The following is a 25,596-nucleotide window of genomic DNA, read 5'->3' on the forward strand; positions in this document are numbered from 1 at the left end:
AAGCGCATGTAGCTCAGCTGGATAGAGTACCTGGCTACGAACCAGGCGGTCGGAGGTTCGACTCCTTCCATGCGCGCCAAATAGCAAAGAAGTAAGACGCCCCGCAATAGCGGGGCGTTTTGCTATCTGTTTCTTACTCGCCTGCAATTTCCTGGCTATCCACCGTGCCCCTTATCCGCAAGCTCGATATAAAGACACTGGCCCACAGAAAGTCCGGGATGTAACAAGTTCTGGATAGAGAACCTATCTTCATCATCAAGCACCATGCTTTGCTCTTCATACCGTCGAAATTCGTACCGCCATTGCTTAAATCGGGGCCGCTGAGTCGGTTGGTTTCTAGGCAAACTCATCACAGACAGTTTTATCGCTTATGGCGAACACATCCGGGAAAGGCTTTAAAACCATTTGTATTCACAAGTCCCCTATGTTGAAACTTGCCGCCCTTGCCGGCATTCGCGATATCAGCTTCCCTTTATTTTGGTTTGAGTTTTGGTTTTTCATCAAAAATCTTAAATGAATACTTATGAATCATCATTCCCTGTGAGGCTTTATTGATTTGTTTTGGTATGACCAATTTACATTGGGGAGGATTGTTTGTTATAGATTGGTTATCGCTTTTGACCTAAGTCACATGGTTAGGTGCAACTTGGCCTGTTAGGCTAAAACAAGCAGTGATTGAAAATCGCATTTTTTCGCATATTTACCATTGTTGTCCGGCTGGGGGCAATGTTCTGCCATCTCAGACCAGACTTAGACATGGAAAGGCCTGCCGCGCCATTAACAAAATGAGGAAGATATGATGTCGCTTTCTGAGCAACTCGTGGAAGCTGTGGGGATTATGCTGCTCGGTATGGGGCTGGTTTATCTGTTCTTGGGGCTGCTGATCTTGGGGATCCGGATATCGGCCCATTATCTGGCACCTAAACCCAGCTTGGAGGATAAGTACCAAACTCAGGAAAGGGCCAAGGCACAATCCGCAGTCGTCGCCCAGGCAGGCGCACCAACGCCGCAACAGCTGGCAGCTATTAGCTGTGCCATTCACCAATACCGCAAACAGGCTTAATTGCCGCAATCTGATGGATAAAAAAGATGAGTAAAGCTTTAGCATTAACCGATGTTGTCCTGCGGGATGCCCACCAGTCATTGTTGGCAACCAGAATGCGTATCGAAGATATGTTGCCGATTGCACCCAAGTTGGACAGTGTCGGCTTCTGGTCCCTGGAGTCTTGGGGCGGTGCCACCTTCGATGCCTGTATCCGTTATCTGGGGGAGGATCCCTGGGAGCGGATCCGGGCGCTGAAACAAGCCATGCCCAACACCCCGCAGCAGATGTTATTGAGAGGGCAAAATCTGCTGGGTTATCGCCATTACAGCGACGACCTGGTGACCCGGTTTGTAGAGCGCGCCCATGACAGCGGGGTCGATGTGTTCCGGGTGTTCGATGCCATGAATGATGTGCGCAACTTGCAAGCCGCGCTGAAAGCCGTTATTGATGTTGGCGCTCATGCCCAGGGCACAATTTCTTACACCACAAGCCCCGTACATACACTGCAGACCTGGCTGACCATGGCCAAGCAATTGGAAGATATGGGCTGCCATTCACTCTGTATCAAGGATATGGCAGGTTTGCTCAAGCCGATGGAGGCCTTCGAGCTGATAAGCCGTTTGAAGTCGGAAACCGATCTCTTGATCACCATGCAGTGCCATGCCACTACAGGGTTATCGACCGCAACCTATCAAAAGGCGATTGAGGCCGGCATTGATGTGCTGGATACGGCCATCTCTTCCATGAGTCAAACCTATGGTCACAGTGCCACCGAAACTCTGGTTGCCATGGTCGAAGACACCGATAGGGCGACAGGCTATGACTTGGCACTGCTGGAGGAGATTGCTGCCTATTTCCGCGAAGTCAGAAAAAAATATGCCCGTTTCGAAGGGGCACTAAAAGGCATAGATTCACGTATCCTGCGGGCTCAGGTGCCGGGTGGCATGCTGACCAATATGGAAAACCAGCTCAGAGAGCAGGGCGCCGAGGACAAGCTGGATCTGGTGCTCGAGGAGATCCCAAGGGTGCGGGAAGATCTGGGTTTTATTCCTCTGGTGACGCCCACCTCCCAGATTGTAGGTACCCAGGCGGTAATCAATGTGCTGATGAGTGAGCGCTATAAGTCGCTGACCAAGGAGACGGAAGGTGTACTCAAGGGCGAATATGGCGCGACCCCGGCCAAGGTGAACAGTGAATTGCAACAGCGGGTGTTGGAGGGGGCCGAGCCTGTGAGTTGCCGCCCGGCCGATCTGCTCGCGCCCGAGCTTGAACATCTGCGGGCCGAACTGGCCGAAAAAGCGTTGGCGCAAGGTCTGAGCCTCAGCGAAGAGCGCGACGATGATGTGCTGACTTATGCGCTGTTCCCGCAAATCGGCCTGCAGTTTATTAAGAACCGTGGCAATCCAGCGGCATTTGAACCTAAGCCAGAATTGGAAGCTCCTCTGTTACAAACAACTCAAACCAAGGCTGCCACCGGTGGGCGTCAGCCGGAGGTTTATACCGTGGACGTGCAGGGCCAGCGCTTTGTGGTGCAGGTCAGTGAGGGCGGTGATATCAGTCAGGTAGCGCCTTTGCCGGTGGCAGAGCCGCAGGCTGCTCCTGTGAAGGCTCCTGCTGTTGCCTCTGGCCCGGAACTGGAGATGAGCGCACCGCTTTCCGGCAATATCTTCAAGGTACAGGTGGCTGCCGGAGACAGCGTTCGCGCCGGTGATGTCGTTATCATCCTCGAGGCGATGAAGATGGAAACTGAGATCCGGGCTCAGGCCGATGGTGTAGTCAGCCGCATCCTGGTCAAGGAAGGCGATGCCGTCAGCGTCGGTACCAAGTTGCTGGCACTGGCCTAAGGAGCGATGATGGACGGTTTACTCGCTTTTTGGTCTGAGACGGGAATAGCGCACTTTACCTGGCCACAGGCCTTGATGATGTTGGTCGGTGCCTTGTTGTTGTATCTGGCAATAGTGCGCAAGTTTGAGCCTTTGCTGCTGCTTCCCATCGGCTTCGGCGCCATTCTGGCCAATATCCCCAATGCAGGTTTTACCGAGGAAAATGGGCTGCTCTACTATGTTTATCACGTGGGCATCGATACCGGGGTTTTTCCGCTGCTGATCTTTATGGGGGTCGGTGCCATGACAGACTTCGGCGCCCTGATAGCCAACCCCAAGACGCTATTGCTGGGCGCGGCTGCTCAGTTCGGGATCTTTGCCACCCTGATTGGTGCGATAGCCCTGAACCTGGTGCCCGGATTTGAGTTCAGTATGCAAGATGCCGGTGCCATCGCCATCATAGGCGGCGCCGATGGTCCTACGGCCATTTTCCTCGCCTCCAAACTGGCGCCTGATTTGCTGGGAGCCATTGCGGTGGCAGCATACTCCTACATGGCCTTGGTGCCGCTCATTCAGCCTCCTATCATGCGGGCCTTGACCACGGAAGCCGAGCGGCAGATCAAGATGGAACAGCTGCGGGAAGTCAGCAAGAAGGAGAAGATCATCTTCCCCCTTATGGTACTGGGAATGACCATATTGTTTTTGCCGACGGCGACCCCCCTGGTAGGCATGTTCTGTCTCGGAAATTTGATGCGTGAGTCCGGGGTGGTGGATAGACTTTCCAACACGGCGCAGAACGAACTTATCAATATCGTCACTATCTTCCTCGGATTGGCGGTTGGTTCCAAGCTCTCGGCCGAGCAGTTTCTTCGGGTCGAGACATTGGGGATTTTGCTGCTCGGGGCGGTGGCCTTCAGCATTGGCACCGCTGCCGGGGTCTTGATGGCCAAACTCATGTGTAAACTCAGTGGTGGCAAGGTCAACCCCTTGATTGGTGCCGCCGGGGTCTCGGCCGTTCCCATGGCCGCCAGGGTGGTGAATAAGGTTGGGCTAGAGGCCAATCAGCAAAACTTCCTGTTGATGCACGCCATGGGCCCCAATGTGGCCGGTGTGCTGGGCAGTGCGGTCGCTGCCGGTATTCTGCTGGCGGTATTGGGGAACTGAGCGCTTTGCGCGCTGAATAGCTGAGTGCCATGACGTTAAAAATAACCGGCGTAGCCAGTGTGCCGCGCCGGTTATCGGTTTTAAGGCTCGCTAGAGGGCAATCCGCAATGAGCGGGTTTTGGTACACTCTGAGTCGATTCAAGCATTCATTTCAAAGGCTCATATCAAAAGCTTAGGCCGTCAGCCAGATGGCCAGTGACAGCAGGGCAATCAAGGCACCACTGACGCCTATTATCCAAATAAAACCGCGTTTCCCCTGCGCCAAAGGGACATTGTTGAAGTGTAAAAACGCTATCCAGAACAGGGAAAGGATAATAGGTAGAAACAAAAGACGGGCCATGATTGCTCACTATTCAAAGAGATATGGCTTAATCATAGACCGGGGTTCTTCAAGAGTACCAGTCAGATGCTTGAATATTGCTCGCTGCAATTCCTTTATCCGCCAGCACCTGAATTAACATCTGTCTCAGTTTCTTGGCTTGGGCAATGGATTGTTGCACTTGCGGTTGGACATCTTCGAATTTGTCTTTAAAAGGGTCAATGGGCGGCGTAGGCAGTTCCATCACGACAGACTTGCCGGAGCGTTTGATCATGAGTCCTGTGCTTGCATATGCACCGAAGGCTCGTGTGAGCATATCAAGCTGCTCGGCTGCTCCCAGAAACATGATTTTGACCAGGCTTCCTGCCAATTGATGAACGATGCGGATTTGCTTATTGGGCAGTAGCGGGTAGAAATGCAGCCAGGAATGTCCGGCGGCGCGGTTTTTGGGTGTTTCCGGGTTCAACTCCGGATGATTTCTTTTCGCAAACTCAAGATAACACCTGGCAAACTCTGTGACTTCGGGGCTAATGCTGGGCAGGTATCCGCGTCTTTGCTTGCTGATGCTCTCGGCCATAATCCGTGCCCGGTACCATGACTCTTGGGCGACAAAGTACGCCATGAGTTCCTCATAGGCGATGGTTTTATCATAGGGCTCATTGTTGGATGCCAGGTATTTTTGCGGAGCCAACAGACAGGTGCGAAAATCGACCCAATAGCCCTGTTCTATCCCATGCTCGCCACGGTAGCGATACCTTAACCCTTGTTGCTGTTGTGGCGTTGCATCTATCTTGTTTTCGATAAGAATGGCTTGATGGGAGCCGTCATTGGCCTTGAAAATCACCACGAGATCCGACTCGCCGTATTGGTTGTGAATGACAGAATGCCAGGCGCCGACAAACTCTACGGCGTGGGGGAATTCATATACCCGGGAAACCAACCAATTGCAGAAGGCCATTGAAGTGTGGCACTCCTCCAGCAACATCAAATCAATATCCCGCTCCTGAACAGATTGAATAAAGTTCAGCTCCTGCATTTATGACTCCTTTCCTTGTCCATCTTAGGGCTGGTTTTAACCCCTGGTTTTGTGGCTTTCTATCGCGATTGTATGATTTAAACTCTTGAGACTTAGCTGGGCAATGACATTGTTTTCTTATATCTTTCAGCGCTAAAAACTATTTATCTTTGAACTTGCCTGGATGGACATTTTATTCAGGCAGTATGCAGGAAGGTATCTTATGTGGGAACTCTGGCTGATGTTCAGCGGCGCTTTTTTGGCGGCGACATTGCTGCCTGGAGGCTCGGAAGTCTTGTTGCTGGCTTTGCTGGACAAGCAGCCGGAGATGGCATTGTCACTGCTGCTTAGCGCCACTATAGGTAACACCTTGGGGGCCTTGAGCAGCTATCTACTTGGGCTTTTGGGGCGCAAGGCGGTCACGCCCGAGCAACTCGACAGTGGTCGCCACAAGCAGGCGCTGGCGCTGCTCAACCGCTACGGTTATTGGGCCTTGTTACTTTCCTGGGTGCCGCTGATCGGCGATATTCTGTGCCTTTTAGCAGGTTGGATGAAACTTCCTCTTACAAAATCCACTCTGATGATTTTGACAGGCAAGGGCCTGCGCTATTTGATTATTGTGTTGTTGGCTTTAGAGTGGCTGCAATGAGTTATTGGGTTTCAGTCTCTGGTTGAAGGAGTAACGTTTTGAAGAAATGGTTATTGGCGGCGGCAATTTCAGCCGCATTGGCGGGTTGCTCAGTGCAGACCGACACAGGATTGGCTGAGGTTTCCTCGGTACAACTGCCGGCAGGCGTGACTCTCATCGAGTCGGTCACCCCCAAGGCCGGTGAAGTCGGTATCCCTTACAGCAAGTATCGCTTGGCCAACGGCCTGACAGTGATACTGCATCAGGACAATTCTGATCCTCTGGTGCATGTGGATGTAACCTATCATGTGGGCTCGGCCAGAGAGCAGGCGGGGCGCAGTGGTTTTGCCCATCTGTTTGAACATATGATGTTCCAGGGCTCTGAAAATGTGGCCGATGAACAGCATTTCAAGATAGTCACCGAAGCAGGCGGCACCTTGAATGGCACCACCAACACTGACCGCACCAACTATTTCGAAACTGTTCCCAGTAATCAGTTGGAAAAAATGCTTTGGCTGGAGTCGGACCGCATGGGTTACTTGCTTCCGGCCCTGACCGACAAGAAATTTGAAGTGCAGCGGGAAACCGTGAAAAACGAACGGGCCCAGCGCATCGATAACCGTCCTTATGGGCGGATGAATGAACGCTTCAATCAGGCGTTTTATCCCGCCGGTCATCCTTATTCCTGGCCTGTTATAGGTTGGCCGGAGGATCTCGATCGCGCCACGTCTGATGATGTAAGACACTTCTTCCAACGCTGGTACGGCCCCAACAATGCCACCCTGACCATAGGCGGTGATATCGATACCGCGCAGACGCTGGCCTGGGTCAGCAAGTACTTCGGCGATATTCCCAAGGGGCCTGAGGTGGCGACCGATGCCAAACCTTTGGTAACGCTGGACAAGAGCCGCTATATCTCGATGGAAGACAATGTCCATCTGCCACTCATCCGTATTGCTTTCCCAACCGTTTATGCCCGTCACCAGGATGAGGCCGCGCTGGATCTGCTGGCCAATATTCTCGGCGGCGGCAAGACCTCGCTGGTTTACAAGAATCTGGTGAAAGATGGTTATGCGGTGCAGGCAGGGGTCAGTCATCCTTGCCAGGAGCTGGCCTGTCAAATGTCCATCTACGCCTTGGCCAATCCGGCCAAGGGCGGAGCTCTGGCGCCGATAGAGGCCAAGATCCGCGAATCGATTGCCGAATTTGAACAGCGGGGCGTCACAGATGAAGATCTGCAGAAGGTCAAGGTGCAGTTCCGCGCCGACAGCATCTTCTCGCTGCAGAGTGTGTCGGGCAAGGTGTCCAACCTGGCCTATAACCAGACATTCGCCGGTGATCCCAATCAGATAGCCAAAGATTTGGCCCGCTATGATGCTGTGACCAAAGAAGATGTGATGCGGGTATTCAAGCGCTACATCAAGGATAAGCCCAGCGTGGTGATGAGTGTGGTGCCCATGGGCGCCAAGGCGCTGGTGGCCAAGGACGATAACTTTACCCCGCCTGAACCAAGGGTTGCCGCCAACGCCGTTGCCGGGTTGCAGGAGGCCGTAAGTGCCAACAGCAGTTTCGATCGCAGTAAGATCCCCGCTGCCGGCAAGGCGCCCTCCATGCAGGTGCCCAAGCTTTGGTCTGCCCAGTTGAACAACGGTATCAGTGTCATGGGCACTGAAAGCCATGAAACGCCTACTACCGAGCTGGTCATCTATCTCAACGGTGGTCACAGACTGGTGCCGGTGGAAAAGGCCGGGCTCGCCGGTTTGACGGCGGCCATGCTCAATGAGTCCAGCGCCAAACGCAGCAGTGAAGAACTGGCTCAGGCGCTGGAGCTGCTGGGATCTTCCGTGGTGTTCGACAGCAGCGGCTATCAAAGCAGCATCCGGATCTCGGCCTTGACCGAAAACCTGGATAAGACCCTGGCAATAGTCGAAGAAAGGCTGTTTGAGCCAGGCTTCAAGGAAGCCGATTTCGAGCGGGTAAAACAGCAACAGTTGCAGAGCCTGCAACATCTGGCCTCGGATCCCAACTATCTGGCCGAAGAGGGTTTCAGCAAGTTGCTGTTTGGCAGCCAAACCAGTCTCGGTGTCAATGATAACGGTACGCTTGAGAGTGTCAGCCAGCTGACGCTCGATGATATCAAGGCTTTCTATAAGGAGCAGTATCGTGCCGGCAACGCCCAACTGGTGGCGGTAACCGATCTGCCTCGCGAGCAGCTGCTCGGCACGCTAAAAGGATTGGAGCCTTGGGGCGGCCAGGCCGTGTCTCTGCCGACCTTGGGTGAGTTGCCCGAGGGTAAACCCGGTGTGGTATTCCTTATCGATAAGCCGGGAGCGGCCCAGTCGGTTATCAGCATAGGCAAGCGCGCCCTGCCTTACGATGCCACGGGCGACTTCTTCAAGGCTTACCTGATGAACTATCCCTTGGGCGGCGCCTTCAACAGCCGCATCAACCTTAATCTCAGGGAAGACAAGGGCTACACCTATGGTGCTCGCAGCTTCTTCAGTGGTGGGATTGAGCAGGGCTACTTCAAAGCGGGCGCCAGCGTTCGCAGCGATGTCACCGACAAGGCGCTGGCCGAGTTTATCAAGGAGCTCAAGGCTTATCATGATAAGGGGATGACGACACAAGAGCTTAGCTTTATGCGGGCCTCAATTTCGCAGGGTAAAGCACTGGATTATGAAACGCCTTACCAAAAGGCCGGCTTTATCCGAATGATCCAGAAGTACGGTCTGAGCGATGATTTTACTGCCCGTCAGGATGAGATTATCAACCAAACCAGTCTTGATAAGCTCAATGAGCTGGCTAAAGAGTGGTTGGATCCTGCCAGCATGCAAATATTGGTGGTCGGGGATAAAAATCTTATCGAGCCAGGTATTGAGGCAATGGGTTATTCAGTGATCAATCTGCCCTTGTAAAACGGTCACTTTGACCTCATATTGATCTTGACCGCAGCGGGTTACGACTCGCTTGCCACTATGCAAGGCGGTGATGCTTCAAGGAGCATCACCGCCTGTCTCTTTTAAATTACACTTGCCTGAAAGGCCGCTTAGGCTTTATTTTGGGCAGCAGTCACACAGAGCAGTCCTGTGCCTTTTGGTGATGAATCACCAAGAGATGAAAGCGGAGCAGGTATGCCCGGGTCTATTGGCCAGATAAAGGCCTAGGCCGCCAAGCAGAGAAAAAGAATTTGAAGTCATTTACCGAATCTGTCGCAATGCTCAAAGGAGCCGAAGGACGCGCCGCACTCAAGGATATGCGCCGTGGGATTGAGCGAGAAGCCTTGAGAATTGATGCCAGCGGGCACCTGGCTATGGATGGTCATCCCAAAACCTTGGGCTCGGCCCTGACCCACTCGAGGATCACTACCGATTACAGTGAGGCGTTGCTCGAGTTCATAACGCCTGTTACCCACAGCATAGATGAGCTGCTTACCGGCCTCACCGAGACTCATGCCTTTACCCTCAATCAGCTTAAGGGACAAAAGCTTTGGCCCGTGAGCATGCCTTGTTATGTTGGCGACGAGAAGGATATTCCCATCGCCCAATACGGCAGCTCCAACTCAGGGCGGATGAAGACCCTCTATCGCAAGGGCCTGACGTACAGATACGGCGCTTTGATGCAGATCATCTCAGGAGTGCACTTTAACTTCTCGGTTTCTGACGAGCTTTGGGATCTGCTCTATGCCCAGAGCGACAAGTCGGTTTCCCGCTGTGACTTTATCTCCGAGCGCTACTTTGGCCTTATCCGCAACTACCGCCGCTTGGTGTGGGTGTTGCCTTATCTGTTTGGCGCTTCACCGGCGCTGTGCGGCTCTTTCATCAAAGAGCAGCAGACAGAACTGGATTTTGAAAAGATGGGCCGCGGCACCCTGTATCTGCCCTGGGCCACCTCACTGAGAATGAGTGACCTGGGTTACACCAACAAGGAGCAGGAGCGGCTCAGTATCAGCTATAACTCGCTGGCGGATTATCTCAAGGGGATCCGCGCCGCCATCAAGATGCCTTCGGACAACTTTGCCAACATAGGGGTGAAGGTTGATGGCGAATATCGCCAGCTCAACGCCAATGTGTTGCAGATAGAAAATGAGTTTTATGCCCCCATTCGCGCCAAGCGGGTGACCCGCAGCGGTGAAAAGCCTTCCGAGGCACTGACACGCGCCGGGGTGGAATATATCGAAGTGCGGGCGTTGGATGTAAACCCCTTCAGTGCCATAGGCATAGAGGCCTCTCAGGTGCGCTTCCTGGATCTGTTCCTGCTTCATTGCCTGTTGAGTCCATCGGCGACGACCGATAGCACCGGTGAGCAGGAGATAGCCGCCAACCTCAAGGCCGTGGTGTTGGAAGGACGTAAGCCCGGCTTAATGCTGAGCCAAAATGGCGAGCCTGTGGCGCGTGAGCAGTGGATGCTGGCACTGTTTGCCGAGCTGCAGCAGTTGGCCAAGCTGCTCGATGGAAAGGATGATGACCAATATCAGCTGGCACTGGCCAAGTGGCATCAAGCCGTTATCGACCCGAATGAGACGCTGTCTGGGCAGGTGATGAAGACCCTGGCAGACCAGGGCCTGGATCACGGCGCCTGGGTGATGGCATTGGCGAAAGAATATCAGCAGCAGCTGCTGAATTATCCGCTGAGTGCCGCGGCGCGGGCTTCCTTTGAAGCCGAAGCCCAGGCCTCAATCGAGAGTCAGTTGCAGATGGAAGCCGCTGATCGTTTGAATTTTGATGATTTTCTGGTTCAGTACTTTGCCGATGAACCAGTCAAGGAAGCAGTCAGTCAGTGAAGTCTTTGTTGTTAATCTCGGCCGCAGCGGTGTTGCTGACGGCCTGCGCCAGTGCTCCCGAGCCAGGGCGCGAATGTGGTACGGTTTCAGGTTATCTGGAGCCGGATCGGGAGCAGCAGTTTTATCGTCTGGTGGTCACCCATCTCGATGGCAAACCCGTGATTTCCAAACCCAACTATCAGTTGCCACCGGGTGAACACAGCTTTACCGTCTCTGAGCTGATAGATTCACCTGAGCTCAAAGTGCGGCTGTCGGCCCGCACGCCCAAGGAGCTGAAGTTGCTGGTGGAAGCCGGGCAACGTTATCACCTGGCGGCCAAGTTCAATACCGACAGGCGCTATACCGGCAAGGATACCGGTTACTGGGAACCTGTGGTCTGGCAGCAGGAAGTTCATGAATGCGAGCTGCCGGAGCCGCAATAAAGCTCACTTTTTCAGAGGCTCAGGTTGCATTTGATGTTTGACTCGGGCGACACTGAGCCCAAGTTCAACCAAAGGCCTGGCCTTTGAAAGCCGTGAGATTTTCGTGAAGCGACAGTTTCTATCCAAATTTGCCCCGGCGCTTGCTGTTTCCGCCTCCCTGTTTTTGGGCGGCTGCGCCACTTCACCTCCCAAAGAGCCCGACAATATCTGTTCCATCTTCAAAGAGCACAGATCTTGGTACAACGCTGCCAAGGATGCCCGTGAAAAGTGGGGCGTTCCCGTGCATGTGCCCTTGGCCATGATGTATCAGGAGAGCTCCTTCAAGCATAATGCGGCGCCACCTATGGAGTATTTCTTGTGGATCATTCCCATAGGACGCGCCAGTGATGCTTATGGTTATGCCCAGGCCAAGACCATGACCTGGGATGATTATGTGCGTGAGACCGGCAACAGCTGGGCCAGTCGCAGCGATTTTGATGATGCAATGGATTTTATGGGCTGGTTTATCTACAAGAGCCATAAGATCAATGGTGTGTCCAAGTGGGATGCCCGCAACCAGTATCTCAATTATCACGAAGGCTGGGGCGGCTACAAACGCGGCAGTTACCGCAGCAAGGCCTGGTTGGTAAGGGTGGCCGACAAGGTGGACAATCGCTCCCGCCGTTATGCGGCGCAATATAATCAGTGCAAGGAAGACCTGGACGCCTCTTGGCTCTGGCGTTTGTTCTTTGGCTAGGGAAGGGGAAACTAAGCTGTTCCTCGGTAAAAGCGCACCCTTAAGGTGCGCTTTTTGGGTTCTCTACAGATGAGCCAGCCGTTTTATCAGCCGTGGTGTTCTGTCTTTATCAGCTTGCCGAACTGGTCGTAGAAGTTCCAGTCGCCGGATTCACGATTGCTGATATAGCTGCCTTCGGTACGTTTCTCGCCATTGGTCCAGAAGGTCTGCCACAGCCCCTCTTTTCTGTCCCTGAGGAAGGTGCCTTTCTCGGCCAGCTTGCCGTTGTTGTGGAAGTAACTGGCTTCACCCTCTTTCTGGCCCTTGACCCACTGCTCATGGCTCTGTGGTTTGCCATTTTGGAAGTACTGGCTCAGTTTGCCATCGAGTTTTCCCTGCCAGTAGTTGGCCTGCTGTTTCAACTGGCCGTTACTGTAGTACTGCTCAGACTTGCCGTGCAGTACATCGTCCTTGAATTCCTGACTGGCGGCGAGCATGCCATCTTCAAACCAGCTTTGCCACTGGCCGGTTTTGGCCCCTTTTAACAACTCGCCTGCCAGTTTCTGCTGCCCATTGTCGACATAGTACTCGCTATAGCTGCCGGTCTTGTCGCCATTGTCATAGGTTTCCTTGCGATAAAGGATGCCCTTGAAGCTGTAATGCTCGCGTGCACCATGCAACTTACCCTGTTGCCACAGGCTCTTGATCCTGATATTGCCTTCTGGGATGGTGCCGAAGGTAGGATCGTCCTCTTCGTAGCGGTAGTCTATCCAGGTACCTGTCTTCTTGTTGTCCAGGTACTCCCCAGTAACCCGGCGGCGGCCATGGTAATACTCGGCATATTTGCCATTGAGTTTGCCTTTGACAAAGGTCTGCTCCCGGCTCTTGACCCCTTCGCGATACTGAATCCAGAGCCCGTCCTTGTCGCCGTTGAGATATGCGCCTTCCTCATTGGGGTCGCCGTTGGCGTACCAGCGCTTGAAGGCACCATCGAGCGGATAACGATAATCCTTGGCGGCCTTGTCTTTGGCATAGTGCGCCAACTCCCTGGGCTTGCCATTGTCGTAGAAGCTCTCATATTTACCGACCCACTTACCTTCAATGACATCGCCCTGCTCCTGCACTGTGCCATCTTCAAAGTAGCGGATGGATTTTCCGGTTTGCTTGTCGTGCTGGTATTGGTTCAGGCTGCGTTTTTTACCGTTCGGGAAGTAACGGATAAAGTCGCCGTGACGCTCCCCCTGTTGCCATTGGCTGGACTCTTGTAAAACACCGGCGCTGAAACGCTGATGCAAACCATCCAGCAGGCCCATGGCAAACTGGGACTTTTCCAGGGGCTTGCCGTCGATATCGAAACGCTCATACTTGCCATGGCGGGGATATTGACCGTTGTCGCTCAATTGGCTGTCGTGGAAGGTTTCCAGCTCAGCCAACTGGCCATTGGGGTGAAAACGCTTCTGTACACCGGTTTGCAGGCCGTTTTTGTAGTGCTGCTCTATGACCAGCTTGCCTTCATTGTTGAAGTACTCCTGGGTGCCATCTCTTTCGCCGTCACTGAAATGTTCATTGCCCAGCAGTATCCCTTTGTCGTCAAACGTCTGACATTGGCCCTGGCGCTTACCCGCGCGATAAGCACATTTGAGCGCCAGTTCGCCGCTTGGGTGATATTTCAGGCTTTCGCCGTCCCGCTCGCCGGCACTGAAGCTTATCTCACTCTCTTTGCTGCCATCATCAAAAAAGCTCTGCCAGACGCCCTGACGTTGGCCATTGGCATCGAATTTGCCCTTGACCTTGATTACCCCCTGGGCGTTTTGCTCCAGATAGTCGCCTGACAGTTGGTTGTTGGCGTATTGCTGGCTTTGGGCCAGGGTGCCGTTTTCATAGAAGCTCTGCCACTGACCATGGCGCAGGTTGTCGGTATAGGTTTCGCTGGCCTTGAGTTTACCACTGGCGTAGAAACGCTTGACCTGCTCTTTGCTACCGTCGCGGTAGAAGACGCTTTCACTGAGACGGCCTTTAGTGTCGAAGGTTTGCCATTCCCCTTCCGGCACGCCCTTGTTGAACACCTGCAATTCGGTCATCTGGCCGCTGATGTCATACATGCGCCAACTGCCATTTTGATAGCCCTGAAAATATTGGCCCTCAATCAATTTGGCATTGTTGGAGTGAAATACCTGCCAGCGCCCATTGGGCAAGCCCTGGGAGAACTCCGCCAGAGTATAGCCTTGATTGTCCCGGACGATGGATATTTCACCATTGAGGGGCATGCCACTGGCCAGATTGTAATAATGGGGGATACCATCCTGCTGGCGAACTTCCACCATTAAGGAAGAGAGGTTTTGTGCCGCCTGCGCCTGTTGCAGCACGGGTAGAGTGCTTGCGGCCAGCGCCGCCATAATTATGAGCTGTTTGTGCATCGGTTCTCCTTGTCACCTACTGCAGCAATCCCGTCATTGGGAGCCAGGTTTCTTTATTCGTGCCCACCCTTGCGGGCTCTTTTCTGCCGGTACATCTGGCTGTCTGCCAGTTTCAGGCTGTACTCCATATCGCCGTTGAAAGGCGCGATGCCGGCACTGAAATAAACGGCAACCTCATCGGCTGCAAGTCTGGCCTCGGCCTGCTGTAAACGTTCTCTGAGCCAGCTTTCACTGCCATAGCAGAGCAGCACAAATTCGTCGCCGCCAAATCGGCTCACCAGGGCCGGTGGCGGGCAACTGAGTTTCAACTCGGTTGCCAGACGCTTGAGGGCAAAGTCACCGGCACCGTGCCCCAGGTTGTCGTTGATCTTTTTCAGGTTATCCATATCCAGCAGCACCAGCATGCTTTCCAGCTTGGTCTTGGGCTGCCATTTTTGCGCCTGTTCTTCAAAATACTTGCGATTGGCCAGTCCGGTCAGGCAGTCAAAATTAGCCAACTGGTGGATCTGGCGGGACTTTTGATACAGGGCAATGGCATTGGCAGCTTCACGGGTCAAAATAGCCACCAGATCCCTGTCATAGGTGCTGAAACAGGCCAGCAGTGAGCTGTCTAGGTTGAGCATGGCATAGAGCTGACCATCGATATGGATTGGGCTGGACAGGGTGGCCCGAATGGGAATGCTCGCGGCACTCAGCAGCAGGGCCTGATCTTCGGCGCTCAGGCTACTCAGGGCGTTGATTTTGCGCATATCGTTGACCACGACTACCCGGTTGCAGCGGCCATCGGTCAATCTGTATTCGAAAGACTGCTCCAGGGTCATATTCAGCTGTTGCAGCTTGGCCAGATCCAGCCCGAGTGCAGATTCAAAATGCAGCTTATTGCTGCCGGGTTCCACCAGTATGATGGAGCCCATTTCGGCGCCATCAACCATGGCGACTGCCTTACCCAGCAGGGCGTTGAGAAAGGCGTGTTCGGTTTCGTATTGACTGGAAAGATGCACTAATTCGAAGGTGGCTTCGTTGATCCCCAGCACCTGCTCCAGGTGTTGCCACAGTCGGCCCAAGCGCCCTTGATGGACAAAATAACCCAGGCTGTAGGCCAGGAAATAGATGATAGAAACCCCGCCCCACTGCAGCCAGGGAAGCTCACCGGCCGGGCTGGTGACCCAGAACAGTAAGGCTATCAGCAGCAGAGGCAGTAACAGAAGCAGCAGATGATAGCGCAGATCCAATGTGTCTATCTTCTGCTTTCTGAGTCCGTTCTGATCCAACAAATCCTGAGAATCCTAAAGTTATACCTTGAATCAAAGTCAGAGGCGGGCGCGGGTGCCCGCCCGTTTGTCAACCAAACTCCGCCAGTATCCACATAAGTGGCGCCTGATATTGCGCCGGCATCCACTGCTGGAGCCTGGCAATGCTGTCGGCCAACGCGTTTTTATCCAGTACCGACAGGTTCAGGTGGCCTACCTTGCGGCCGGGGCGCACCTCTTTGTCGTACCAGAACAGCTCGGCATTGGCCAGGCTCAGCCAACGGTCGTCCTTATCTATGCCTATCAGGTTTACCATCACACATTGGAAGTTAACCTGAGGCGTCATCAGTGGCAATTCGCATAGGGCCCGCAGGTGCAACTGGAACTGATCCATATGAGTGCCTGCCTGAGTCCAGTGCCCTGAGTTGTGCACTCTGGGAGCCAGCTCATTGACCAGCAGGTGATCGCCCACCCGGAAACATTCCATCGCCATCACCCCCACATACTCCAGCTCATGCATTATGCTGCAGAGCATGGTTTCGGCCTCGGCCTGCAGCGGTTGCAGACGCGCCAGGGGGGCTATCGATGCCATCAGAATGCCATCCTGATGCAAATTGAGCGTCAGAGGATAAAAGAAGCACTCGCCGCTGCGGCTGCGAACCCCAACCAGAGACACCTCTTCATCGAAGGGGATCGCCTGTTCGGCAATCGCTTGATTGCGCCAATCGGCCGGGATGCTGGTCGACTCGGCTTGCTTCAGCCAGTGCTGACCCTTGCCATCATAGCCGCCGGTGCGGCGTTTCAGTAGAACTCTTTCACCATATTTGTGATAAAGATCATTGGCTTGGGTGTTATCGTCCAACAGTTCCCAAGGCGCAGTGGCCACTTTGAGCTGATCCAGCAGGGATTTTTGGGTGTATCTGTCGGCGAGGCGGCCAAATACCGGGCCATTGATGAAATGACAGTGCTGCGACAACTGCAGGCTCAGGGGCGATTCCGGCCACTGCTCACGCTCGGCGGTAATAATATCTGTGTCTGTCAGCGGCAACTTTTCATCGCTTGGCGCCATGATATCCACGGGGCGGACATCTATGGCCAGCGGTTGGCCGGCATGACGCAACATGGCACCCAGTTGGCCATCGCCCAGTACCCAAACTCTCTTGTCAGCCATCTCAGTCTTCCCTCGGATCCGGATTATCGAGTACCGCGCGGGTCTGAGCTTCGCGGAAGGCTTCAAGGCGCTCGGCCAGTTGAGAGTCCTGAGTTGCCAGCATCTGACAGGCCAGCAGCCCGGCGTTGAATGCCCCGGCTGTACCTATGGCCAGCGTTCCCACGGCAATACCCTTGGGCATCTGCACTATCGACAACAGGCTGTCCATGCCGCTGAGAGCCTTGCTTTGTACCGGCACGCCCAGTACTGGCAAGCGGGTCTTGGAAGCTATCATACCTGGCAGGTGAGCGGCGCCGCCGGCACCGCCTATGATGACCTTGTATCCTTTGTCTGCTGCTGATGCGGCAAATTCCATCAATTTGTCTGGGGTTCTATGGGCCGAAACCACTTCGACATGGTAGGGCACCTTGAGATAATCCATGATCTCTGCGGCCGCTTCCATGGTGGGCCAATCACTCTTGGAACCCATTACAACAGCAACGAGGGCTTGCATGATAACTCCTTAACTACTGATTTTATTTATAATATTTTGCCTGTTTCCAGGTCGGGTACAGTAACGGAAGGTGCAAACCAGTCCCATGCGTGCTCTGCGTGGGCTTACAGGACAGGATGCAAGGCGTGGTTCGCAGCTTCCTTAACCCGGCGTTGTTCCCAAGGCCGGGCGATAATGGCTGCAGATAATATCATGACAGGACGGCGCGCGCTGCCCTTGAACACTGTGTTTCGGACAAAAATCAGCCCGAGTAAAAGATGCGATAGAGGCGGCCTTGGGCATCATCGGCTATCAGCAAGGAACCATCCGGTAACTGCAGCACATCGGCGGGGCGTCCGGATACGGTTTCGCCCTTGAGCCAGCCTTCGGCAAACACCTGAGGTTCACCGGCCTTGCCCTGTTTTATCGGTACGAAACGCACTCGATATCCTACTTTACTGGACCGGTTCCAGGAGCCGTGCTCGGCAATAAAAATGCCGCCGTGATAGGCCTTGGGGAAACTGTCGCCGCGATAGAAGGTCATCCCCAGCGCCGCTACATGGGCGCCCAGCTTGACTTCAGGAGGGCTGAAATCGGCAGGCTGCTTACCTTTGCCGAATTCAGGATCCAGGGTATCTCCTTGATGAACGTAGGGATAACCAAAATGTTGGCCGCGCTGACTCAAATGATTGAGCTCATCGGCTGGCATATCGTCTCCCATCATGTCGCGGCCATTATCGGTAAACCACAGCTGGTCACTGATAGGGTCGAAGTCGAAACCGACACTGTTGCGCACACCGGCGGCTTCGAGCCTTGGTTGTTTGCTTCGGAGGTCCAGGCTGATTATTTTGCTGTAGTCGCTGCCGGCATCACAGATATTGCAAGGCGCGCCTATGGGAATATACAGGCGGCCGTCGGCGGCAAACTTGAGGTATTTCCAGCCGTGATGCTTATCTGTGGGTAAGTCATCATAAAAGATTCGATAGCTCGGGGAATCACTCTGACTCAGCTGCTGCTCGATATTGTCAAAGGTGAGAATTTGGCTCACGGCGGCCACGTAGAGAGTCTGGTCCCGAAAGGCTAGCCCGGAAGGCATATTGAGCCCGGAGGCGATCACTTTGACCTTGTCATGGCGGCCATCGGCATCTGTATCTATTGCCGCATAGACTTTACCTTCGCCGCGACTGCCGATAAAGAGTGTGCCCTGGCTGCCAAGCGCCATCTGGCGGGCATTGGCGACATTATCCAGATAGACTTCTATCTCAAAGCCCTGGGGCAGGCGGATATCCTTCAGTACCGATGGCGCTGAATTTTCAGCCAGTGCAGAGCCACTCACAGTAGCTGTCAGCAAAGCCGCCGTAGAGAGAGCCGCTGCAAGCGAAATAGCGCAGTGCAGCGGGCGTAGTGAAACGGATGAATGCTTAGACATAAGGCCTCCTTGCAGTTGGGCATATCAGTATGACCTGAAATGAAGGCGAATAAAAAGGGAGGCCAAGCCTCCCTTCAATTTACTTTCTAGCCAGCCCGTTATTTGGCGGATGCTTTGCTGCCAAGGGCGGTGCTTTTTTCCATCAGCCCCAACGCCGACAAGCCGGTGATCACGTCCAAATTGGAGGTCATGCCGTTGCCGCCACTGCCGTTGATATAGTTCTTCGGCATATCCACCTTGAAGTTGGGCAGGTTCTGATACAGGGAGTTGGCCACATCCCGGTTCAGCTCGGCCAGATACACCTTCTCATGGGCACCCAGGGCCTTGTATTTCGCCGCCAGTACATCGGCTTCGGCTATCCCTTTTTCACGGATCGCCTTTGCCTCAAACATGGCCGAGGCCGAGTTGGCTTTCTGGATCTCCAGGTTGGCCTGGGCGATTTCCAGCTCCTTGGCCTTGCTCAGGGTGGCGATATCTTTCTTCTTGCGTTCCTCCACCAGTTCACGCTCGGCGATTTGCCGCGCCACTTCAACCTCTTTTTGCTGGGCAATAACCGCCAGCTCCTTGGCACGCTGGGCATCCTGTACTTCGCGGGTACGCTGGATCTCTTTGCGCAGCTGCTCTGTCTTGGCCTGAGCCTTGGAGGTTTCCTGCTCCTGAATGGTACGGATCCGCTCGGCAACCAGTTTTTTCTTGTCGGTCAATAGCTTGTCCAGCTGATCTTCCGGCTTGGGATCGCCAATGGTGACCTGGGTGACCGTGATGCCATAATGTTTGAGCGGGTTGTCCTGACGTACCGGATTACCGCTCTTGTCGGTAATAGGTACTGTCTTCCACACCAATTGTTTGGTGGCTTGCAGCTTGTTGGAATCTTCCTGATCGAAGCCAACCGGCACCAGATCCACCTGCTCGACTTCAACCTGGCGCCGCTCAGTGGTATAGATACCGTTGCTGAGCTGATCTGACAATTGTGCCTTGAACTGATTGAGGCCGCCCTGGAAAAACTCTTCGCCGGTATATTGGGTCGAGGTGATCACAGTGACGTTGCGGGCGTTCTTGATCAACATGGTGTCAATCAGGTTGTCGTTGGAGCGAAACTCCCGATGCATCGTCTTGAGCTGCTCGGGATCATAAGACAGCTTGAAGCGGAAAGTGGCCGGTACCTGGCCTGTGTAGGTATCGGCAAAACGTACCTGCAGCGCCGGCAGACGTTGGTAGAATACCTCGCCCTGGTTGTTGCCAAAGGAGACGGTAACGACCTGATCATAGCGGGTTATTTTCGACAGAAACGGCATGCGAAAGTGGATGCCGGGCTCGGTGAACACATCCAAAGAGCCGGTAACATTGTTTTGATGCACATAGGTGTAACCGGCATCTGTCATCAATACTGAGCTTTGGGCAATACCCAGGACCGCCAAAACGCCCACTCCAATCAGAATGCGCTTGGGGGTAAAATAGGATTTAAAACCTGAGGCACTTTTCAGTTCCATCTAATCTTCCTTAATTGAGTTCCAATACGAAATTGACATAATCCGGGTATTTCTGCTGCCAGGCATCATCAAAGAAATGCCCGCCCTGATGCGGTTTGACCTGCAGTTGATTACCCGGGCTAAAAAATTGTTCCAGCTGTTTATCCAGCGCCAGATTACTGCTGTGCTCCTGTTCGCCGTATGAGATAACCAGTCGCTTACCGGCGGGCGCCGAAGCCTTGATTTCGGTTTGCATACCGCCTGCAGACAGCAGCAGGACGCCGACATAATCATTCGGGTGTTTGGCCAGCAGGTGAGCGCTGTGAAGGGCGCCCTGGGAAAAGCCCATCAGTGCCACTTTCTGCTTGTTGACAGGGCTGTTCTTTGCCGCCTTGGCCAAAGCCTGCTGCACTGCCTGATGACTGGACTCGGTTTCGGTTCTGGCCCAGCGGAAGCTGTGCTCATTGAGCTTTTCCGTGCCGTTGATCCCGATAAATATTGCCCGTTCACTTGTCAGCAGTTTGGCCATATGGGCGCTGTCACTGCCTTCTGTGCCATAGCCGGATAACCAGACCAGCACAGGCCAGCCACCTTCAGGGGCAGCCCCCTGAGGGCGGTAGATATAAGCTGTACCGGCATCTTTTGCATGCTGAGGATAACGGCGTTTAACCTTATCCAACACGGCGCGGTATTCATCCGAGTCCTTGATGCCGGCAAGTTCGTCGTCTTCCTCAAGCATTATCTGTTGCCACAGGCCGCGGCTGTCGGCCAACTGCAGCATTTCGATTGCCTGGTCTTTAAGTTCCAGCATTGCCAGAGTACCGGCGGCTTGATAGGGCGCCCAGATATTGCTGCTATCGCGCTCTGTGGCCATCAGGTAATAGGCGAGGGCACCGGCGTAGTTGTCGTAGCGGTTTTTTTCTTCATCCCCCTTGGCGATAAAGTCTTCCGCATTGGCGTGACTCAGATACAGGTTGGCTATCGGGCTCAACGCCTGCCAGCGGATCTCCGCTTCCGTTTTACCCTCATCTGCCTGCGCCAATTGGCTCATACAGAGCAGTCCCAGCCCGGCACCCAGCTTCAACAGGTTACAGAGCTTTGTTTGTTTGGCTTGCATCCCCAGTCCTTTGCAATGTATGGCGGCAATTCAATATTGCGCCTTTTTTATCCTGTGCTTTTTAATCAGCGCCCTTTCCATCAGCGCGCATACTAGCAGATTAACTTTAGTGGGGGGATAGCCAATTTCTTACAGTTGTGTCAGTCAGTTGTGATTGAAACTGCCATGTCTGTTGCCGGCGGGATAAACAAGCGCCCGGATAACTCCGGGCGCAGGCAGAAAAAGAGCTCGGCGTTGCCAAATTATTGGGCGGGTTTCTCCTTGGCGGTAGCGCTTGAGTCCGGTGCCGTGGAATCGACGTTTATCTGCGGTACCTGCTCTTCAATCAGCTCTCTCAAGGTGGGATAGAACTTGAGCACACCTTCGATAGGCTGAACCTTGGCCTTGGCCAGTGTTCTAATGGGCTGGAACTGCAGATCGGCAACCAGCAGACGGGTATTGTTGCTCTGGCATTTGCGTATCAATTTGTTCAACGCAGCCATACCACCGGCATCGAGAATGGACACCCCATCCATATAGAGCACTATGACTTGCTTATCCTGGGTCATCTGCGCGATTTCGGCGAAAATGCGCTCAGCGGCGGCAAAAAACAGTGGCCCGTTGATCTTCAGTACTACCCAGTCGTCCGGTAGTGGGCGGTCGATGTAGCGCTTATTGTTGCTGATATCGTAGAGACGGGTCATCTCGGCGATCTCTTTCATAAACAGCAGGGCCGCCAGCATGATCCCGAAGGAGATGGCGATCACCATGTCGAACACCACAGTCAGGAAAAAACAGCTTAAGAATACCCAGATATCGCTGCGCGGCGCGGTTTTTAGCAGTTGCCAGGCCTTGGGGGCTTCGCTCATGTTCCAGGCTACAACCAGCAGCAAGGCCGCCATGGCAGCCATCGGCAAGAAGGACAGTAAGCCGGCCAGTGCCACCAGCCCCAGGAGTACCACCAAGGAGTGGATAATCGCCGATACCGGGCTAAAGGCTCCGGCCTTGACGTTGGCCGCGCTGCGGGCAATGGCAGCTGTAGCCGTGATACCGCCAAAGAATGGGGCCACTATATTACCTATCCCCTGGCCAAGCAGTTCGCTGTTGGCGCTGTGACGCTTGCCTGTCATGCCATCGAGTACTACGGCGCAAAGCAGGGATTCGATGGCGCCCAACATGGCGATGGCAAAGGCAGCCGGAGCCAGCGCTTTTACCATCTGCCAGGAAAGCCCCAGAGGTTCGCCATCCGGCCCAGGCTGCAACCAAGGCCACTCAAAGCTCGGCAGGAAGGGTGGAATACCATGGCCTTGGCTGCCATCGGGCAACAGATAATGGAAGCGGCTGCCTATGGTTTCTACTTCAAGCCCCAAACTGCCGAGCAGCAAAGCCAGTAGACTGCCGACAATGATGGCCGGCAGATGCGCCGGCACCGGCAATTTCAGTTTTGGCCATAACAACATTACAGCCAGAGTGACCAATGCCACCACTAAGCTGGGAAAATCGGTTTGTGGCAGCGCCAGTGCCAGCACCTGCAGTTTTTCACCGAACTGCTCCGGCATGCTGTCTATGGGCAGGCCGAAGAAGTCTTTCAGCTGCAAAACTGCGATGACCACACCTATCCCGGCGGTAAAGCCCAGCGTCACTGACTGGGGAATATATTGGATCAGGCGACCAAGGCGCAGCAGCGCCATGGCTATCAGGATAACGCCTGACATCATCCCCGCCATCAACAGGCCGGCGAGGCCAAACTCCTGGGCTATGGGATAGAGCAGCACCACAAAGGCGGCGGTCGGGCCAGAGATTGAGTAGCGTGAGCCGCCGGTGATGGCGATGATAAAGCCGGCTATGATAGCGGTGTAGAGACCATATTGAGGGGCTACGCCACTGGCGATAGCCAATGCCATGGCCAACGGAATGGCGATAATCCCCACAGTGACCCCGGCCATCAGATCCTGGCCAAAGTGCTTTCCACTATAGCCTTCCTTGGCGATGACTTCACGCAGGGCATGGCCCAGGCGCAAAGAAAAGAGTTGGGTTCTGAAATTGCTTATGTGAGGCACGTCGACAGGGCTCCAGAAAATCGAACCGGCTTGTGACCGGGAAAAAAGAGCCGCTATTTTAGGCTTCTGCAAAGGCATCTTGTGTGATGTGTAACTCAAAAGCTAAATTTTAAGCTTTTTTTTGAGCTAAAAGTGTGTTTGGTCGAAGGGGTTGTGCTTCTCACGTTTCCCCATCTCTTTTTCTCTGCCTTGGTCGCTTGGTGTTTCTCCGCCATCATCCAACAGCGCTTTGGCTTATTGGCAAGATTTATTGGGGGCTCAATAACCCTTTTGCTTCTACTGCCCGTTTGCAATAACAACAGCCGAATAAGGAGAAATGTTATGAAGGCGATAATGTTGCCTGGCAAGTGCAAGGTAAATCAGAAAGGGAAGATGAGGATAAATCAAAGCGCCGCCATTGCCGGGCGCCGGTATCATCTTAGCCTGTTGGCCATCTTAGTTGGCAGTTTGGGGTTGGCCGCTTGCCAGCCACAGCAGTCCCATGAGCCACCCAAGGTCGCCAATCAAGCGAGCGAGGCTCAATTCCCTGAGGTTGAAACAGAGGTACTGCCAAGCAAAGACCCCGGGCAGGATATGGCGAACGCTGTCACCCATGCGCAAGCCCAGAAGTTAGCCGTCAGCGCCGCTGCATCGCCGTGGGCCTTGTACAAGCCGAGTGTCCAGCCAAGAAGCTTGAGCGTGCCCTCTGAATTGACTCTGGCGGATGTGAATTATCCCAGCGCCACAGTGCTTGCCAATGGCTCGGAGGTGTATATCGCCAACGGCATCATGGTGGCGGGCGAAACGCCGTTATCGACCTTTTCCGTCGACGTGGACAGCGGCAGTTACAGCCTGATGCGGCGCAGTATCAACCTGGGAACATTGCCCCCCAAAGGCACGGTGAGAGTCGAGGAATTGATTAACTATTTCGACTACAACTACCCACAGCCGGACAAAGGCGAGCCTTTCTCCATCAGTACTGAGCTGGCACCGTCGCCTTACAATGAAGACAAGATGCTGCTGCGTATCGGGCTTAAGGGCTATGAAGTGCCGGCCAGTCAGATAGGCGCCGCCAACCTGGTGTTCTTGCTGGATGTTTCCGGCTCCATGTCATCGCAGGACAAGTTGCCGCTGCTGAAATCGGCCATCAAAATGCTCAGCGACACGCTCACCTCACAGGACAAGGTGTCGATAGTCGTCTACGCCGGTGAGGCCGGCGTAGTACTGGACGGTATCAATGGCGCCGATAGCGAGAGCTTAGACGCCGCTTTGGCTGAGCTTAAGGCCGCCGGTGGCACCAACGGCGGCGAAGGTATCCAAACAGCTTACCGTTTGGCCCGCAAGCACTTTATCAGTGGCGGGGTAAATCGGGTTCTGCTGGCCACCGACGGCGACTTCAATGTGGGCCTGACCAGCAGGAAGGAGCTGCTGGCGCTGGTTGAACAACAAAAGCAGCAGGGGATAGGCCTGACGACTCTGGGGTTTGGCCTAGGCAACTACCGCGACAGCATGTTGGAGCAGTTGGCGGATAAGGGTAATGGCCAATACGCTTATATCGATACCCTCAATGAGGCCCGCAAAATCCTGGTGGAGCAGCGTAGCGGCACCCTGCTGACCATAGCGTCGGATGTCAAAGTGCAGCTTGAGTTCAACCCGGCGCTGGTGGCCGAGTATCGCCTCATCGGCTATGAAAACCGCGCCCTCAAGCGGGAGGATTTCAACAACGATAAGGTCGACGCCGCCGAAATGGGCGCAGGGCATGTGGTGACGGCCCTGTATGAGCTCAGCCTTACGGATTCACATAATCTGGCCAACGATGCATTGCGCTATGGTCGCGACCCTGTCAGCGGCAAGGAAAAATATAGCCGTGAAGAGCTTGGCTATCTGAAACTGCGAGCTAAACCACCCTTGAGTGACAGCAGCAAAGACAGCAAGAGTCAGCTTTATACTCATGCCATTCGCCTGGACTCGGCCCAAAAGTCGCTTGCGCTCGCCAGTGATGATCTGCGCTTTGCCGCGGCGGTAGCCGGGCTTGGGCAACTGCTTAACGGCTCAGTGTATCTGCATGACTTTGACTGGCGTCAGGTCGCCGAGCTTGCCGATTCGGCCAAGGGCGAGGACCCATACGGTTATCGACATGAGTTTGTCAGCCTGGCTCGCAGCGCCGCACTCTTGGCCGAGCAAGGCGCGCTTAAACCCGGACGCAAAACCGTGGCAGATAAACTCAGCGCCGAACCTATGTCCGAACCCATGCTTGAACTTATGCCAGCCGCCGGATTTAAGCCGCTGGAATAGGGGCATAGGCAAAACTGAGACCCAGAGTCACGCCATTGGGGTTTACA

19 protein-coding genes and 1 tRNA gene are annotated in these 25,596 nt (G+C 54.2%); 10 read left to right on the top strand and 10 right to left on the bottom strand.

Features of this window, described 5'->3' with window-relative positions; translation table 11 throughout:
* The first annotated feature begins 2 nt into the window (after positions 1-2).
* From N512_RS0120570 to N512_RS0120590, 4 genes are all read left to right on the top strand, one after another.
* Positions 3-79: transfer RNA gene (locus N512_RS0120570), tRNA-Arg, on the top strand.
* A 717-nt stretch (positions 80-796) separates the two neighbouring features.
* On the top strand, positions 797-1,063 hold the full coding sequence (locus N512_RS0120580) for an OadG family transporter subunit (RefSeq protein ID WP_028781524.1): 267 nt from the start codon (positions 797-799) through the stop codon (positions 1,061-1,063).
* 26 nt (positions 1,064-1,089) lie between these two features.
* Complete coding sequence (oadA, locus tag N512_RS0120585) at positions 1,090-2,889, top strand: sodium-extruding oxaloacetate decarboxylase subunit alpha (RefSeq protein ID WP_028781525.1); 1,800 nt, start codon at positions 1,090-1,092, stop codon at positions 2,887-2,889.
* Between the two features lie 9 nt (positions 2,890-2,898).
* Positions 2,899-4,032: a sodium ion-translocating decarboxylase subunit beta gene (locus tag N512_RS0120590; protein ID WP_028781526.1), complete on the top strand. Its 1,134-nt coding sequence runs from the start codon at positions 2,899-2,901 to the stop codon at positions 4,030-4,032.
* Between the two features lie 172 nt (positions 4,033-4,204).
* Here N512_RS0120590 and N512_RS24575 read toward each other — a convergent pair whose 3' ends face one another.
* Complete coding sequence (locus tag N512_RS24575) at positions 4,205-4,372, bottom strand: hypothetical protein (RefSeq protein ID WP_025010950.1); 168 nt, start codon at positions 4,370-4,372, stop codon at positions 4,205-4,207.
* A 49-nt stretch (positions 4,373-4,421) separates the two neighbouring features.
* The gene (locus N512_RS23520; protein ID WP_181317265.1) at positions 4,422-5,387 is read right to left on the bottom strand and encodes a PD-(D/E)XK nuclease superfamily protein; all 966 of its coding nucleotides are present in this window, start codon (positions 5,385-5,387) and stop codon (positions 4,422-4,424) included.
* Positions 5,388-5,589: 202 nt separating this feature from the next.
* Between N512_RS23520 and N512_RS0120605 the strand changes: the two genes are divergently transcribed.
* The 5 genes from N512_RS0120605 to N512_RS0120625 all read left to right on the top strand — a co-directional run bounded on the left by N512_RS0120605 (position 5,590) and on the right by N512_RS0120625 (position 11,932).
* Positions 5,590-6,015, top strand: a complete 426-nt coding sequence (locus tag N512_RS0120605; RefSeq protein ID WP_025010949.1) for a YqaA family protein — start codon at positions 5,590-5,592, stop codon at positions 6,013-6,015.
* Positions 6,016-6,053: 38 nt separating this feature from the next.
* Positions 6,054-8,909 (top strand): M16 family metallopeptidase, encoded by a 2,856-nt coding sequence (locus tag N512_RS0120610; protein WP_028781527.1) that lies wholly within the window; start codon positions 6,054-6,056, stop codon positions 8,907-8,909.
* 299 nt (positions 8,910-9,208) lie between these two features.
* A complete protein-coding gene (gshA, locus tag N512_RS0120615; protein ID WP_081737221.1) occupies positions 9,209-10,774 on the top strand; it encodes a glutamate--cysteine ligase in 1,566 nt (521 codons plus the stop codon).
* A complete protein-coding gene (locus tag N512_RS0120620; protein WP_028781529.1) occupies positions 10,771-11,196 on the top strand; it encodes a hypothetical protein in 426 nt (141 codons plus the stop codon). Before gshA ends, N512_RS0120620 begins: the two co-directional genes overlap by 4 nt.
* 103 nt (positions 11,197-11,299) lie before the next feature.
* Positions 11,300-11,932 carry a transglycosylase SLT domain-containing protein gene (locus N512_RS0120625; protein WP_028781530.1) on the top strand — a complete coding sequence of 211 codons (633 nt, stop codon included), beginning with the start codon at positions 11,300-11,302 and terminating at the stop codon, positions 11,930-11,932.
* Between the two features lie 86 nt (positions 11,933-12,018).
* Here N512_RS0120625 and N512_RS0120630 read toward each other — a convergent pair whose 3' ends face one another.
* From N512_RS0120630 to dauA, 8 genes are all read right to left on the bottom strand, one after another.
* Complete coding sequence (locus N512_RS0120630) at positions 12,019-14,328, bottom strand: toxin-antitoxin system YwqK family antitoxin (protein WP_028781531.1); 2,310 nt, start codon at positions 14,326-14,328, stop codon at positions 12,019-12,021.
* A gap of 53 nt (positions 14,329-14,381) precedes the next feature.
* On the bottom strand, positions 14,382-15,602 hold the full coding sequence (locus N512_RS0120635; protein ID WP_028781532.1) for a sensor domain-containing diguanylate cyclase: 1,221 nt from the start codon (positions 15,600-15,602) through the stop codon (positions 14,382-14,384).
* Between the two features lie 67 nt (positions 15,603-15,669).
* Positions 15,670-16,749, bottom strand: a complete 1,080-nt coding sequence (gene purK, locus N512_RS0120640) for a 5-(carboxyamino)imidazole ribonucleotide synthase (RefSeq protein WP_028781533.1) — start codon at positions 16,747-16,749, stop codon at positions 15,670-15,672.
* A 1-nt stretch (position 16,750) separates the two neighbouring features.
* Positions 16,751-17,242, bottom strand: a complete 492-nt coding sequence (purE, locus tag N512_RS0120645) for a 5-(carboxyamino)imidazole ribonucleotide mutase (protein WP_028781534.1) — start codon at positions 17,240-17,242, stop codon at positions 16,751-16,753.
* Between the two features lie 241 nt (positions 17,243-17,483).
* A complete protein-coding gene (locus N512_RS0120650; protein WP_081737222.1) occupies positions 17,484-18,650 on the bottom strand; it encodes a PQQ-dependent sugar dehydrogenase in 1,167 nt (388 codons plus the stop codon).
* A 98-nt stretch (positions 18,651-18,748) separates the two neighbouring features.
* Positions 18,749-20,140 (bottom strand): SPFH domain-containing protein, encoded by a 1,392-nt coding sequence (locus N512_RS0120655; protein ID WP_028781536.1) that lies wholly within the window; start codon positions 20,138-20,140, stop codon positions 18,749-18,751.
* 10 nt (positions 20,141-20,150) lie between these two features.
* On the bottom strand, positions 20,151-21,236 hold the full coding sequence (locus N512_RS0120660) for an alpha/beta hydrolase (RefSeq protein ID WP_037475801.1): 1,086 nt from the start codon (positions 21,234-21,236) through the stop codon (positions 20,151-20,153).
* Positions 21,237-21,478: 242 nt separating this feature from the next.
* Positions 21,479-23,275 (bottom strand): C4-dicarboxylic acid transporter DauA, encoded by a 1,797-nt coding sequence (gene dauA / locus N512_RS0120665; RefSeq protein WP_028781538.1) that lies wholly within the window; start codon positions 23,273-23,275, stop codon positions 21,479-21,481.
* Positions 23,276-23,647: 372 nt separating this feature from the next.
* Between dauA and N512_RS23525 the strand changes: the two genes are divergently transcribed.
* Entirely contained in the window at positions 23,648-25,549 is a 1,902-nt protein-coding gene (locus tag N512_RS23525) for a vWA domain-containing protein (RefSeq protein WP_081737227.1), read from the top strand.
* The last annotated feature ends 47 nt before the right edge of the window (positions 25,550-25,596 follow it).

Origin of the sequence: Shewanella sp. 38A_GOM-205m (assembly GCF_000518445.1) — a bacterium.
Lineage (GTDB): Bacteria > Pseudomonadota > Gammaproteobacteria > Enterobacterales > Shewanellaceae > Shewanella > Shewanella algae.